Below are 14,156 nucleotides of genomic sequence, written 5' to 3' on the forward strand. Positions count from 1 at the left end.
TGATAGTAATTGGCGAACCAGCAAACACTTGAAATCGCAGGGTGAGCGCGTGCCGGGACCATCCCCCGCAGCAGAATTCCAAGCCATCGTCCAAGTGGCCCACGAACTGGCAGATATTTCAGGCCCCGTTATCCTCAAGCATTTTCGCAAGACAATGCCTGTGGAAAACAAGGCCGTCGGCGGCGCCTTCGACCCGGTAACCAAGGCCGACCGCGGCGCGGAAAAAGCGATATCGCAGGCGCTGGCCACAAGATTCCCTGATCACGGCATCGTCGGCGAAGAGTTCGGCACGAAAGCCGGAACGAGCCCCTATCAATGGATCGTCGATCCGATCGATGGGACGCGATCGTTCATCATCGGCTCGCCGCTGTGGGGCACGCTGATCGGAGTTCTGAAAGACGGCAAGCCCGTGTTCGGCCTGATGGATCAGCCGTTCACAGGCGAACGTTTTTGGTCCACCGACAAGGCTGCCTATCACAGTATTCGGGGCGGGCGACCTGTGCGGCTCAAGACACGCGAGTGCGCCCACATCGAAGATGCCGTTTTGACGACCACGCATCCCGAACTGTTCGAAGGGCCCGAGCAGACGTCGGCCCTCGCCGCCCTCAAGGAAAAGGCCAGGCTCACCCGCTACGGCGGCGACTGCTATGCCTATTGCCTGCTCGCGGCAGGCCTGATCGATACCATCATCGAACCAGGACTGAAGCCATACGATATCGTGGCGCTCATCCCCATCATCGAACGAGCTGGCGGCGTCATCACGACCTGGACCGGCGGCAGCGCATCGAGCGGCGGAAACATCATTGCAACGGGTGACGCCCGCCTGCACGAAATCGCCCTGGCGCTGATCAACAAGACCTAGACCCGTTCCGGCGACGACGTTTCGATGCCCATATAGGCATCGAATGCCGCCCAGAATCGCTGACGTATGGCATCCGTTTCCTGAAGAATTTCGTGCCGCGACCCGGGGATGAGAATGTGGCCGCCGGACTTGAGATCGACGGCAAAATCCTCAATCGCCTGCGGTGAAACGACGTGATCTGCACCGGCCGCAAACAGCATCATCGGCACAGCGACGTATTTCGGATAATCGGGCCGCGAAAGCATCGCGCAGCTCCGCAGCGACGCTCTGAGCCACCCGACCGTTGGCGCGCCGAGCGCCAGATCGGGAGCAGCTTCAATAATTGATTTGATGCGGGACCACCTGACAAAGTCCGCGGTCAGCCTGTTGTCTTCGAAGTTCGTGAGATCGTTCGGTTCATTGCCGCCACCCCGGACATAGGCCGTCGCAAATCCGCAGAGTGACGCGACGTTGGTATAGGTTTTCGCCAGCGACCTGCTGACGCCGAGCATCCGCTCGTGAATTTCAACCATCGGCGACAGCAGGATCATCCGCGCGAACGGGCTCTCTTCGTCCTGCGCACCGCGCAACAGGATATTTCCGCCGAGCGAATGGCCGAGTCCGATCAGCGGCTCCGGCAGCGCCGGTTTGACGATCTCGTCGATGAAAATCGCAAGATCGCGATCGTATTCGGTGAAAGCAACGACATGACCCTTGCGCCGGTTCGCAAGGATCCGCTCCGATCCCCCCTGCCCGCGAAGATCGAAAGTCGCGACGGCGAAGCCGCGACGGCGCAAGTCGGCGATGACCTCGAAATATTTTTCAATGAACTCGCCGCGGCCTTGCACGATGCAGACGGTGCCCCGTGACGGCCCGCGCGTTGCTTCCCAGAGGGCGCATCGAAGCTTCAGCCCATCGTAGCCGTCAAAAGCCGTCACCTTCGCGCCGCTGGGGACGGGATTGATCGAGAGCGAAACGAGTTTCATCTACCTCTCTCTGTGTCTGATCGACCGGCCGATGTTGGACGCTGGTAACGCGATTAACGCCTAGCACACGATATTGGCTGCGAACCCTCTTGAAGCCGTTTTTCCGCTTCCTACCTCTCTCATGCGGTTGCCGCAAAGCGGGACCGCACCACGGAAAGGACCAGTCCGGGTGGGCTGGTTCACATGTCGCTTCTCAGGAGGATATGTCATGCGACACGCAGAATTCGCTCCCTTTTATCGTTCGGCTATCGGCTTCGACCGTCTGTTCCAGATGTTGGATCAGTCCACGGGCTTCGACAGCGAATCCACATACCCGCCATATAACATCGAACGCACCGGCGAGAACGCGTACCGGATTACCTTGGCGGTCGCCGGCTTCTCGCAGGGCGAACTGAAGATCGAGGTCAAGGAGCAGGCCCTTTCGGTCGCCGGTGAAAAGGCTCCCGAGACAGGCGAAAAGACCTATCTCCATCGGGGCATCGCCGCCCGCGCGTTCGAGCGCCGCTTCCAGCTTGCCGATCATGTCGATGTGACAGGCGCAACGTTCGAAAATGGGCTTCTCCACGTTGATCTCGTCCGCAACGTCCCGGAGAGCAAGAAGCCCCGCACGATCGCTATCGGCACATCAAGCGCCGTCCAGCAGCTCGAGGCCAAGGCCGCTTAACGGCGGAAACAGCCTTCAATCGACGCAACAATGAAGCGGCAGCTGCGCCCCGTGCGCGGCTGCCGTCTTGCTATGGGAGGCGTCTCAAAGAAATTTTATTACTGCACAGCTTCGCAAACTTTCCAAAAATGATTGTGTCGTACGGCCGCTCTTACCGCTTGTGCCGCAGTGTCAAATCTGTAGAATTTGTTAGATAGGTCAATACTGCTGTCCTTTGTGCGCCGGTAGGGTGTGCACGGTGAACAGTGCGAACGATTCGCGATCGGCCGAGGCATTGCTTTGCGGCTGTTCGTGGCGTGGGAGATATTAGGTGTTTGAAAGCAGGATATGCGGTTTGCAGAGCCGTGAATTCGGCAGCGGGCTTCATACTGTTCGCCATCGAGCGTCGGCCCAAAGTGGCCGAAAACGCCCGCGCTACGCGTGACGGGTATTATCCGGCGACGTAGCGCTGCACGAACCATCGAATGAACCGCGCCTCTTAGAGGCATCCTATCACACCGAAGTTTTGAAATTCAGGCCACTGGCCATACGAGGCAAGAGATGAGCGAAGGTTACCTGTCTCCGCTGGAAGACGAAATCGGCGACGGAAGCCGTCCGGCGAAGGAAGGTCTTTTTGATCCGGCTCTTGAACGCGACGCATGCGGCGTCGGTTTCATCGCGAACCTCAAGGGTAAGAAGTCCCACGCCATCGTCGAAGGCGCTCTGAAGATTCTCGAGAACCTCGAGCACCGCGGCGCGGTTGGTGCCGATCCGCTCTCGGGCGACGGCGCCGGCATCCTGATTCAGATCCCACACGATTTCCTGGCAGCCGAGACCAAAACCTCGGGCTTCGAGTTGCCGGCACCCGGACAGTACGCCGTCGGCCAGATTTTCATGCCCCGCGACGAACGTCTTCGTGCGCATTGCGAACGTGTCTGGGCGCGCTGCCTCAAGGAAGAAGGTCTGGAGCTGATCGGCTGGCGCACGGTCCCTGTCGATAACAGCTGTCTTTCGGACATGGTGCGCGACGTCGAACCGGTACAGCGGCAGGTGTTCGTCCGCCGTCCGGCGTCGATGAACGATCAGGAAGAGTTCGAGCGTCACCTCTATATCGTTCGCAAGGTCGTCTCGAATGCCATTCACGACGCCTACAAGGGTCGCGACATCGGCCATTACACTGTGTCCCTGTCGACGCGCACGCTCGTCTACAAGGGCATGTTCCTCTCGTACCAGGTGAAGGCCTACTACAAGGATCTTTCCGATCCGCGCCTCGTATCGGCTCTCGCCCTCGTCCACCAGCGCTTCTCGACCAACACCTTCCCGTCGTGGAAGCTTGCGCATCCCTACCGGATGGTCGCCCATAACGGCGAAATCAATACGCTGCGCGGCAACGTCAACTGGATGGCCGCGCGCCAGGCATCCGTATCCTCGCCCCTATTCGGCGATCGGATCTCGAAGCTGTGGCCGATCTCGTATGAAGGCCAGTCCGACACGGCGTGCTTCGACAACGCGCTCGAATTCCTCGTGATGGGCGGCTATAGCCTCTCGCACGCTGCGATGATGCTGATCCCGGAAGCCTGGGCCGGCAATCCGACGATGGATACCAAGCGCCGCGCCTTCTACGAATACCATGCCTGCTTGATGGAACCGTGGGACGGCCCCGCGGCGATGGCGTTCACCGACGGCCGCCAGATCGGCGCCACGCTTGATCGCAATGGTCTGCGCCCGGCGCGCTATCTCGTCACCAAGGACGACACGGTAATCATGTCGTCGGAGTCGGGCGTGCTGCCCGTCGCCGAGGAAAACATCGTCAAGAAGTGGCGCCTCCAGCCCGGCAAGATGCTGCTGATCGACCTTGAGAACGGCTGCATCATTTCCGATGAGGAGCTGAAGTCAGAAATTACGGCGAGCCACCCCTACGAGACGTGGCTGAAGCGCACGCAGATCAAGGTTTCCGACCTGCCGCTCCCGACGAAGGGCGTAGCCGTGCCGAAGACGAACGTCGCGCTGCTCGATCTGCAGCAGGCGTTCGGCTACACGCAGGAAAGCATCAAGTTCCTGCTGACGCCTATGGCCGAGAAGGGTGAGGAAGCCACCGGCTCGATGGGAACCGACACGCCGATCTCGGCGCTCTCGTCGAAGTCGAAGCTGCTGCACACCTACTTCAAGCAGAACTTCGCGCAGGTGACGAACCCGCCGATCGACTCGATTCGCGAAGAGCTGGTGATGAGCCTTGTCTCGTTCATCGGTCCGCGTCCGAACATCCTCGACCTTCAAGGCACATCGAACCAGAAGCGCCTTGAGGTCAGCCAGCCTATTCTGACGAACGAAGACCTTGAGCGCATCCGCGGCATCGGCGCCGTGAAGGACAATGATTTCGAATCGATCACGATCGACATCACCTATCCGGCCGAGAAGGGCGAAGGCGGTATGGGCTCGGCGCTCGACGGCATCTGCGCCGAAGCGGAAGAGTACGTTCGCGCCAAAGAGTTCAACATCATCATTCTGTCCGACCGCCGCGCCGGACCGGACCGCATCGCGCTGCCCTCGCTGCTCGCGACGTCGGCCGTGCACCATCATCTGATCAAGCAGGGTCTGAGAACCTCCGTCGGTCTCGTCGTCGAGACGGGTGAAGCGCACGAGATCAATCAGTTCTGCACGCTCGCCGGCTACGGCGCCGAAGCGATCAACCCCTATCTCGCGTTCGAAACTCTCTACACGATGCTTCCGGAACTTCCCGAGGGAACGACGCCGGAGATGGTCAAGAAGCGCTTCATCAAGGCCATCGGCAAAGCCATGCTGAAGGTCATGGCGAAGATGGGTATCTCGACCTATCAGTCCTATTGCGGCGCCCAGATTTTCGACGCCGTCGGCCTGCGTTCGAGCTTCGTCGATCGCTACTTCACAGGCACCCACACCCAGGTCGAAGGCGTCGGCCTGCGCGAGATCGCGCGCGAAACGGTCGAGCGCCACAAAGCGGCGTTCGGCGACGTACCCGTTCTGGCGAACGCCCTCGAAGTCGGCGGCGAGTACGCCTATCGCGTCCGTGGCGAAGCCCACATGTGGCGGCCCGGAACGGTGGCGGATCTGCAGCATGCCGTCCGCGCGACCGACAACAAGGACGCGATGAGCGGGCGCGTTCCGCAGAAGTACCGCGACTATTCGAAGTCGATCGACGATCAGTCCGAGCAGTTGATGACGCTGCGCGGCATGTTCCGCATTCGCTCGGGCGAATCCTTCGGCCGCAAGCCCGTTCCCCTCGAGGAAGTGGAATCCGCCGCCAGCATCGTGAAGCGCTTTTCGACCGGCGCGATGAGCTACGGCTCGATCAGCCGCGAAGCGCACACCACGCTCGCCATCGCGATGAACCGTATCGGCGGCCGTTCCAACACCGGCGAAGGCGGCGAGGAATCCGATCGCTTCAAACCGATGGCCAACGGCGATTCGATGCGCTCGGCAATCAAGCAGGTCGCCTCCGGCCGCTTCGGCGTGACGACGGAATACCTCGTCAACTCCGACATGATTCAGATCAAGATGGCCCAGGGCGCCAAGCCCGGCGAAGGCGGCCAGCTGCCCGGTCACAAGGTCGACGCGACGATCGCCAAAGTCCGTCACTCGACACCGGGCGTCACGCTCGTCTCGCCGCCGCCGCATCACGACATCTATTCGATCGAGGATCTGGCGCAGCTCATCTACGACCTGAAGAACGTCAACCCGAAGGCTGACGTCTCCGTGAAGCTCGTCTCGGAAGTCGGCGTCGGCACTGTCGCGGCAGGCGTCGCGAAGGCGCGCGCCGACCACGTGACGATTTCAGGCTTCGAAGGCGGCACCGGCGCGTCTCCGTTGACGTCGATCAAGCACGCGGGCTCGCCGTGGGAGATCGGCCTCGCCGAAACCCATCAGACCCTCGTCGCCAATCGTCTGCGCGGCCGCATCGCCGTTCAGGTCGACGGCGGCATCAGGACCGGACGCGACGTCGTGATTGGTGCGCTTCTCGGCGCCGATGAATTCGGCTTCGCCACCGCGCCGCTGATCGCGGCTGGCTGCATCATGATGCGCAAGTGCCACCTGAACACCTGCCCGGTCGGCGTCGCGACGCAGGACCCGGTATTGCGCGCGAAGTTCTCCGGCAAACCCGAGCACGTGATCAACTACTTCTTCTTCGTCGCCGAAGAAGTCCGCGAGATCATGGCTCAGCTCGGCTTCCGCACCTTCAGCGAGATGATCGGCCAAAGCGATCAGCTCGATAAGGATCGCGCGATTGAGCACTGGAAGGCACGTGGTCTCGACTTCACGAAGCTCTTCCATAAGCCCCATGCGCCGAAGGGCGTCGCCGTATTCAACAGCGAGCGTCAGGATCACGGTCTCGACAAGGTCCTGGACGTCCAGCTGATCGAGCTTGCGAAACCCGCTCTTGAATTGAAGCGGCCGGTGAAAGCCGACCTCGAAATCAAGAACGTGAACCGCTCGACGGGCGCCATGCTCTCGGGCGAAGTCGCCAAGCGCTTCGGTCACACGGGCCTGCCGGAAGACACCATCTGGCTGTCGTTCAAAGGCACGGCGGGGCAGGCGTTCGGCGCATGGGTCGCGCACGGCGTCACGCTCGACCTCGTCGGCGAAGGCAACGACTACGTCGGCAAGGGATTGTCGGGCGGCAAGCTGATCGTTCGTCCTGATCCGAAATCCTCAATCACGCCCGAGGAAAGCATCATCGTCGGCAACACCGTGCTTTACGGCGCGATCACCGGCGAATGCTATTTCCGCGGCGTCGCCGGCGAGCGCTTCGCCGTCCGCAACTCCGGCGCCTATGCCGTCGTCGAAGGCACCGGCGATCACGGCTGCGAATACATGACGGGCGGCGTCGTCGTCGTTCTCGGTGAGACCGGGCGCAACTTTGCTGCCGGTATGTCGGGCGGCATCGCCTACGTGCTCGACGAGAAGGGCGACTTCGAAGGCCGTCTCAACAAGGAGATGGTGCAGCTCGAAGCGCTGACTGCCGATTCGGGCTCGCTCCAGAAGCTGGCTCAACAGGGCGGCGACGTTGCGATTGCGGTCCGGAACGTCATGGTCGATATGCGCGAGCAGGACGTTGAACGTCTGCACACGCTCATCTCGCGTCATGCGCACTACACCAACTCGCGTCGCGCCCAGGAAATCCTGAAGAACTTCTCGGACTTCCTGCCGAAGTTCAAAAAGGTGATGCCGGTCGAATACCGTCGCGCACTGACTGAGCTGGCCAAGGCCCGCGAAACCAATCGCGAGGCTGAGCTTGAGGCCGCAACCAAGCAATAGCTATCGCTCTGCCAATCGCGAATTAGAAAGACGAAAGAAGAAATGGGCAAGCCGACAGGGTTTCTGGAAATCGACCGCGCTGACCGCAAGTACAAGCCGGTCGAAGAGCGTCTGAAGCACTACAAGGAATTCGTCGTTCCGCTGGCCGAGCCTGACGTCAAGAAACAGGCTGCGCGCTGCATGGATTGCGGCATCCCGTATTGTCACTCGGGCTGCCCGGTCAACAACCAGATCCCCGACTGGAACGATCTCGTCTATCGCGGCGACTGGAAGGAAGCGTCCGACAACCTCCATTCGACGAACAACTTCCCCGAGGTGACGGGCCGCATCTGCCCAGCGCCCTGCGAAGCGTCGTGCACGCTGAACATCGACGACAAGCCGGTGACGATCAAAACGATCGAAAACACGATCGCCGATCGCGCTTGGGAAGAAGGCTGGGTGCTACCGCTTCCGCCCGATAAGAAGACCGGCAAGAAGGTCGCCATCATTGGCTCGGGTCCCGCAGGTCTCGCCGCCGCGCAACAGCTCGCGCGCGCCGGTCATGACGTCCACGTCTACGAGAAGAACGCCCGCCCCGGCGGCTTGCTCGTTTACGGCATCCCCGACTTCAAGATGGAAAAGGCCGTCATCGCCCGTCGCGTCAAGCAGATGGAAGCCGAAGGCGTGACCTTCCATTGCGGCATCCACGTCGGCCAGGATCTCTCAGCGAAGTATCTGGAATCAAAGCACGACGCCGTGCTGATCGCCATCGGCTCCGAGGAGCCGTTCGACTTCTTCGCGAAGTCACCGGGCCGCGATCTCGACGGCCTCCATTACGCGATGGATTTCCTGCCCCAGCAGAACCGTCGCAACGCGGGCGAGCCGCAGAAGCCGAAGACCAAGGAAATCTCCGCGAAGGATAAGCACGTCGTCGTCATCGGCGGCGGCGACACCGGCTCCGACTGCATCGGCACCTCCTTCCGCCAAGGCGCGAAGAGCGTGACGCAGCTCGAAATCATGCCGATGCCGCCTGAGAAGGAGAACAAGGCGCTCTCCTGGCCGCATTGGCCGCTGAAGCTGCGCGTCTCCTCCTCGCAAGCCGAAGGCGCGAAGACCGAGTATTCGATTTCGACCACCGGCTTCTCCGGCGAAGGCGGCAAGGTGAAGAAGCTTCACTACACGCGGGTGAACTCTAACCTGCAGCCGATCAAAGGCACCGAAGGTGCGCTCGACGCCGACCTTGTTCTCTTCGCGATGGGCTTTTCGGGCCCCGTGGAAGGCGACATCGTCAAGGAATTCCAGTTGCCGGTCGTACCGCGCGGCCGCTTCAAGGGCCTCGACGCGACGGACAAGGACTACAAGCTTTCGACCTCGCCGAAACTCTTCTGCGCGGGCGATATCCGGCGCGGTCAGTCGCTCGTCGTCTGGGCGATCCGGGAAGGCCGGCAAGCGGCGCACGCCATCGACAAGTTCCTGATGGGATCGACCGTTCTGCCGCGCTAAGGGCCGCGACGATTCAAACGAAACGAGCGAGCTGCTTCACCGCAGCTCGCTTTTTTTATCTCGAATTATCCTCTGGGCGGCGGCGCGGCAGGCCTCGCCTCGCTCGTCGTGTCAGGCTTCGGCGGCCACGTCACATCATCGGCGCGGCCAGGCTTCGGCTGCAGCCGCTCGCCTTTGACGAGCAGCCGGAAATACGGCGCTTGCGTCGGCGAAAGGCGTCCGCGGTCTTTATTTCCGGAAGGCGAAATCGAACTCATAAGCGTCAGACCACCGGCAATCTGATCGACGAGCAAATCGCCCCGCTGCCCCGAACCTTCCCGGCGCGCCATCAGCGTCACCACCGACGCAGGGATCGCAGGCCGGACGATCTCGATCGTCTGAGATTCTTCACGCCCGTTACTGCCAACGATCTTGAGCGTGATCCGGCCGTTGTCGGCCTTCTGCTCGCCCGAGCCGTCGCCCGATGCCGAAGGCGGCGAACCGTCGTGCGACGAGCCCTTGACGACAGGCGCCCGGTGAGCTGCCTCAGCTGACTGCGCGACAGGCGACGACGGCGCGGGAGTCTTCACCGCATTGTCCGGATTGATCTTTGCCTGCTCGGGTTCAGCCCCGAGCAACGGAACGTTGCGATTGGCCTTGGCCTGGATGAGATCGGGCCGCAATTCCTTCTCGACGAAATGCGCGAGCTTGCGATTCCCGGCGTCCGTAAAGTTGACGCCGTCCCGAAGCCGCAACAGCCGGATCGCGCCTTCGAGATCGGGCCCGTAAGACGAATACGCGCCGTTTTCGTCGGTGAACCCTTGGTAGGCGTCGATGTATTTATAGCCATTGAGATAGGCGCGTTCGCGGATGACGTCGTTCATTTTCTGAGCGAGTTCGTTGGCATCCGAGCGCGCGACATTAGGCATACCGACCCAGTAGACGCCGGCATTCTTGCTCTTGAACGCCCGCATCAGCCGATCGACGCGGCGGGTATATTCGGCAAGCCAAGCGTCGCCTCCAATCGGCAAGCGCTTGCCGTCGGGGCCACGAAAAAACATGCGGTCGTCTTCGCCCACCATCACGATCGCGATGTTGAGCGGCTGCGATGCGATCGCCTTTTCGAGGTTCGCAACCTTGGTATCGAAATCCGCGAGACCGATGCCGGAGAACGGTGTCACCTGACGCTGGATGTTCATCCGGATGTCGGAACCGAACGCGACGAGCAGACCCGCGAGCAGGCCTTCCGCAAACTCATCGCCGTAGACGGCCACTTGATAGACGTCATTATCCGGGAACGACGTGAGGAATGTTCCGCCCTGATCGTCGTCGCCAGCCATTACCGGCGAACCAGGCACGGCCGAGATCGCGGTGAGGATCACCGCGAGCCAGAGGCAGAGATGCCTGGAGAAAGCGCTCATCCGGTCGTGTGCCTTTCGTGAGCCGCAAGATTGCCGACGCGATGATTCCAAGTCCGCACCATACAGCGTCGGTGCCAGACCTCCAACGCCGAGCCTCACCGCAGCCGGAACGGCTTTAACGCTTCGCCTGCGAGTTGGCGTGCGCGAGCACCCCGTCAGACGGCCAGCAATCGATTTTCAGCCCATTGGCCTTTTGATAAAGCCCGATCTGCTTGCGCGTATTGGAGCCGATTTTCCCATCGGTCTTGTCCATGGGATAGCCCAAATCCTTGAGCTTGGCTTGCAGATCGTGAACGGTCTGCGTCCGTGGCTGCGCGAAGGATTTCCACGGCGTCACGAAATCTCCGTCCCCTCGGATGCGGTCGCCGAGATTTCCGACGAACAGCGCGTAGAGGTCGGATGTGTTGTAGAGCCGAATGACGCGAAAATTCTGTGCCGCGAGAAACGCCGGACCGTAGGCACCTGCAGGCATCATCAGGTAGGCATCGTCCGCAAGCTGCGCTTGTGTGAACGGCGCGCCGCTCGCCTTGCGGAAGCCCATCTTCACCCAGTCGCCGATCGGCCGGGCGTCGGGCGGCCCTTCGAGCGAGCAATCAGCCTTGGGGGGCGCAACCACCTCGTAACCCCAGCGCGCGCCGCGAACCCAACCCTTGCCTTCGAGCTGCCGCGCCGTGAACGCGAGCGCATCAGCGACCGAGCGCCAGATGTCGATCTTGCCGTCGCCATCGCCGTCGACCGCGTATTTCAGATATTCGGTCGGCATGGCCTGAGTCAGGCCGAGCGCACCGGCCCAGGAAGATTTCATGTCCGAGCGCGGAACGCCCTGCTGCAGCATCTCGAGCGCCGCGATCAGCTCCTCGCGAAACTTCTCCTTGCGTTTTCCGGTGTAAGCGAGCGTCGCAAGCATCCGGATCGCATCGTTCGGCGGATGATAAGATCCGTACGCTGTTTCACGACCCCAGATAGCGACGAGCGTATAGCGATCGACGCCGGTCATTTTTTCAATGCGCTCGAGATCGGCCTTGTGCTCGGCGAGAAATTTCCGGCCCTGCACGGCAAGCGATTCGAGATAAGCCTTCGAGAGATAATCGGCCGCCGTCTTCGTGAATTCCGCCTGACCGCTGTTATCAACCTTCGGCCGACCGGGAATATCGAGATCCGGAATGGTGTAATCGGGTTCGACGCCAGCGAAAGCTGCATCGAATGTTTGTCGGCTGACGCCCGCAGCCTTTGCATCAGGCCAAAGGCTCTCGATGAAGGCGCGGAATTCTTCCGCCGGTTTCGCTTGGACGACAGGCGTCGCAAATGCCATCACGGCCGCCACGACGACAGCAGACAAAATCTCGTAATAGCGTCGTCTGAACGACATCGGTCGCTGCCTTCCTTGCGTAACGGGCCGCCTAGCGGATGCGAGCGATTGCCTGATTTTCAGGGCATTTTTGGGGCTCAGGCCTCGACGGCCCCGGCCTTCAGGGCGTCAACGCGCCTCTCCCAGTTAAGCGCCTGCGCGACGATCTGTTCCAAATCGTCATGCTGCGGCCGCCAGCCGAGCTTCTCGCGGATTTTTGCAGACGCGGCGACGATCGCCGCGGGATCGCCCGCCCGCGGCGGCGACAGCAGTACCTTAAAATCGACACCGGAAACGCGCTTCACCGCGGCGATGACCTCGATGACGGAATAGCCCTTGGAGTAGCCGCAGTTGAAGATGTCGGACGCGCCCCCCCGGCGCAGATGGTCGAGCGCCACCGAGTGCGCCTTCGCGAGATCGCTGACGTGGATATAGTCGCGCACGCAGGTGCCGTCAGGCGTCGGATAATCGGTTCCGAAGACCTCCATTTGCGGACGCTTGCCGAGAGCGGTCTCGCAGGCAACCTTGATCAAGTGTGTCGCCCGAGGCGTCGATTGTCCGGACCGGCCTTTGGGATCGGCACCCGCCACGTTGAAATAGCGGAGGGCGACGAAACGGAAATCATGCGCGCGCGAAGCGTCGGACAGCATGATCTCGGTCATGAGCTTCGAGGAACCGTAGGGCGACATCGGGGCCGGCGGAGCGCTTTCCGATACCGGATTTTCCTCCGGGTTGCCGTAGACGGCCGCGGTCGAGGAGAAAATGAAATTCTTCACGCCGGTCTCGACCGCCGCAGCGATGAGCCCTCGCGATTTGACCGTATTGTTCAAATAATAGCCGAGCGGATCGGCGACCGAATCCGGAACCACGATCGACCCGGCGAAATGGATAATCGCATCGACGCCGTGGCTGTGGATCGTTTTCTTGACGAGGTCGTTATCGGCGATGTCGCCCACCACAAGCGTCGCACGGCTATCGACGGCCCAACGAAACCCCGTAGACAGATTATCGATGACGACGACGTCCTCACCCCTGTCCACTAGCTCGAGGACCATATGGCTGCCGATGTAACCGGCCCCGCCGGTGACCAGTACGCTCATAGTTGCAATGGACTCCCGAGTTCGATACCCACAGACCTAAAGGAGACAGCGCCCCAGCGCAAATGACCCGCCCCGCTCCCCGCGAGATTGCTTCTCAAAAACGGGGAATAGACATAAATCGTTACCAAATGAGCTTGGACCGCATCTAGCGTCCTCGGAGCATATGATGAGCGTTGCAAAAAGACCCATTCGTAAAGCTGTCTTCCCGGTTGCCGGTCTCGGGACCCGATTTCTTCCCGCCACCAAGGCGGTACCGAAAGAAATGTTAACGGTTGTCGATCGGCCCGTACTGCAGCACGTGGTCGACGAGGCGCGAGCCGCCGGCATTGAGCATTTCATTTTCGTCACCGGACGAAATAAGGGCGTCATCGAGGATCACTTCGACAAGCAGTTCGAGCTTGAATCGACCCTTGCCGCCCGCGGCAAAAGCAAGGAAATCGAAGCCCTCGCTCGCGATCTTCCGCAGGCAGGTCAAACGAGCTTCACACGCCAGCAGTCTCCGCTCGGTCTCGGACACGCCGTCTGGTGCGCGCGGGAACTCGTCGGCGACGAGCCCTTCGCGTTGCTCTTGCCCGACATGCTCCATCACGGCCGCTCGCCGTGCCTCGGCGATATGATCGAAGCCTATGCCAAGACGGGCGGCAACCTTCTCGCCGTCGCTCCCGTACCCGACGACCAAACGCATCAATACGGCATCGTCGGCGTAAAGGATCAAAACGCCAAGGTCTCCCCGATCACCGGAATGGTCGAGAAGCCGAAGCCCGGCACCGCGCCGTCCAACCTGCACATCACCGGACGCTACATTCTGCAGCCGGAGATTTTCGGCCTGCTCGAAAAGCAGGAACGCGGCGCCGGCGGCGAAATCCAGATCACAGACTCCATGATCGGCCTGATGCAAGTCGCTGGACAGCCCTTCCACGCCGTCCGTTTCGATGGCGACATCTACGACTGCGGATCGAAGCTCGGTTTCTTGACAGCGAACGTCGCGCTCGCGCTCGAGCGTCCCGATCTCGCCGATGACTTCAGGCGCGATCTGAACCGGCTGCTGGCATCGAACGCATAGC

At 61.2% G+C, this 14,156-nt stretch carries 9 protein-coding genes; 5 read left to right on the forward strand and 4 right to left on the reverse strand.

Annotated features, from left to right (window positions below):
* The first annotated feature begins 49 nt into the window (after positions 1–49).
* Entirely contained in the window at positions 50–862 is an 813-nt protein-coding gene (gene hisN, locus G359_RS16980; RefSeq protein ID WP_045838157.1) for a histidinol-phosphatase, read from the forward strand.
* Here the strand turns inward: hisN and G359_RS16985 are convergent.
* Positions 859–1,827 (reverse strand): alpha/beta fold hydrolase, encoded by a 969-nt coding sequence (locus G359_RS16985; protein ID WP_045837083.1) that lies wholly within the window; start codon positions 1,825–1,827, stop codon positions 859–861. The two genes, hisN and G359_RS16985, sit on opposite strands and share 4 nt — an antisense overlap.
* Before the next feature lie 208 nt (positions 1,828–2,035).
* On the opposite strand from G359_RS16985, the gene G359_RS16990 reads away from it, so the two are divergent.
* The 3 genes from G359_RS16990 to G359_RS17000 all read left to right on the forward strand — a co-directional run bounded on the left by G359_RS16990 (position 2,036) and on the right by G359_RS17000 (position 9,244).
* A complete protein-coding gene (locus G359_RS16990; protein ID WP_045837084.1) occupies positions 2,036–2,491 on the forward strand; it encodes an Hsp20 family protein in 456 nt (151 codons plus the stop codon).
* Between the two features lie 540 nt (positions 2,492–3,031).
* Entirely contained in the window at positions 3,032–7,762 is a 4,731-nt protein-coding gene (gene gltB, locus G359_RS16995; RefSeq protein ID WP_045837085.1) for a glutamate synthase large subunit, read from the forward strand.
* 42 nt (positions 7,763–7,804) lie between these two features.
* On the forward strand, positions 7,805–9,244 hold the full coding sequence (locus G359_RS17000; protein WP_045837086.1) for a glutamate synthase subunit beta: 1,440 nt from the start codon (positions 7,805–7,807) through the stop codon (positions 9,242–9,244).
* Positions 9,245–9,309: 65 nt separating this feature from the next.
* Here the strand turns inward: G359_RS17000 and G359_RS17005 are convergent, their stop codons facing one another.
* From G359_RS17005 to galE, 3 genes are all read right to left on the reverse strand, one after another.
* Positions 9,310–10,644 carry an SGNH/GDSL hydrolase family protein gene (locus G359_RS17005; RefSeq protein WP_045837087.1) on the reverse strand — a complete coding sequence of 445 codons (1,335 nt, stop codon included), beginning with the start codon at positions 10,642–10,644 and terminating at the stop codon, positions 9,310–9,312.
* A 115-nt stretch (positions 10,645–10,759) separates the two neighbouring features.
* Positions 10,760–11,956 carry a lytic murein transglycosylase gene (locus G359_RS17010; RefSeq protein WP_045838158.1) on the reverse strand — a complete coding sequence of 399 codons (1,197 nt, stop codon included), beginning with the start codon at positions 11,954–11,956 and terminating at the stop codon, positions 10,760–10,762.
* Positions 11,957–12,090: 134 nt separating this feature from the next.
* Positions 12,091–13,092 (reverse strand): UDP-glucose 4-epimerase GalE, encoded by a 1,002-nt coding sequence (galE, locus tag G359_RS17015; RefSeq protein WP_045837088.1) that lies wholly within the window; start codon positions 13,090–13,092, stop codon positions 12,091–12,093.
* A 166-nt stretch (positions 13,093–13,258) separates the two neighbouring features.
* Between galE and G359_RS17020 the strand changes: the two genes are divergently transcribed.
* Positions 13,259–14,155, forward strand: a complete 897-nt coding sequence (locus G359_RS17020) for a UTP--glucose-1-phosphate uridylyltransferase (protein WP_045838159.1) — start codon at positions 13,259–13,261, stop codon at positions 14,153–14,155.
* Position 14,156 lies beyond the last annotated feature (1 nt).

It is taken from the genome of Hyphomicrobium sp. 99, assembly GCF_000384335.2.
GTDB lineage: Bacteria > Pseudomonadota > Alphaproteobacteria > Rhizobiales > Hyphomicrobiaceae > Hyphomicrobium_B.

What these genes read in the sequence shown, in the direction of transcription:
- G359_RS16985 (WP_045837083.1), bottom strand. Translation starts at nt 1,827, where the DNA reads ATGAAACTCGTTTCGCTCTCGATCAATCCCGTCCCCAGCGGCGCGAAG.
- G359_RS16990 (WP_045837084.1), top strand. Translation starts at nt 2,036, where the DNA reads ATGCGACACGCAGAATTCGCTCCCTTTTATCGTTCGGCTATCGGCTTC.
- gltB (WP_045837085.1), top strand. Translation starts at nt 3,032, where the DNA reads ATGAGCGAAGGTTACCTGTCTCCGCTGGAAGACGAAATCGGCGACGGA.
- G359_RS17000 (WP_045837086.1), top strand. Translation starts at nt 7,805, where the DNA reads ATGGGCAAGCCGACAGGGTTTCTGGAAATCGACCGCGCTGACCGCAAG.
- G359_RS17005 (WP_045837087.1), bottom strand. Translation starts at nt 10,644, where the DNA reads ATGAGCGCTTTCTCCAGGCATCTCTGCCTCTGGCTCGCGGTGATCCTC.
- G359_RS17010 (WP_045838158.1), bottom strand. Translation starts at nt 11,956, where the DNA reads ATGGCATTTGCGACGCCTGTCGTCCAAGCGAAACCGGCGGAAGAATTC.
- galE (WP_045837088.1), bottom strand. Translation starts at nt 13,092, where the DNA reads ATGAGCGTACTGGTCACCGGCGGGGCCGGTTACATCGGCAGCCATATG.
- G359_RS17020 (WP_045838159.1), top strand. Translation starts at nt 13,259, where the DNA reads ATGAGCGTTGCAAAAAGACCCATTCGTAAAGCTGTCTTCCCGGTTGCC.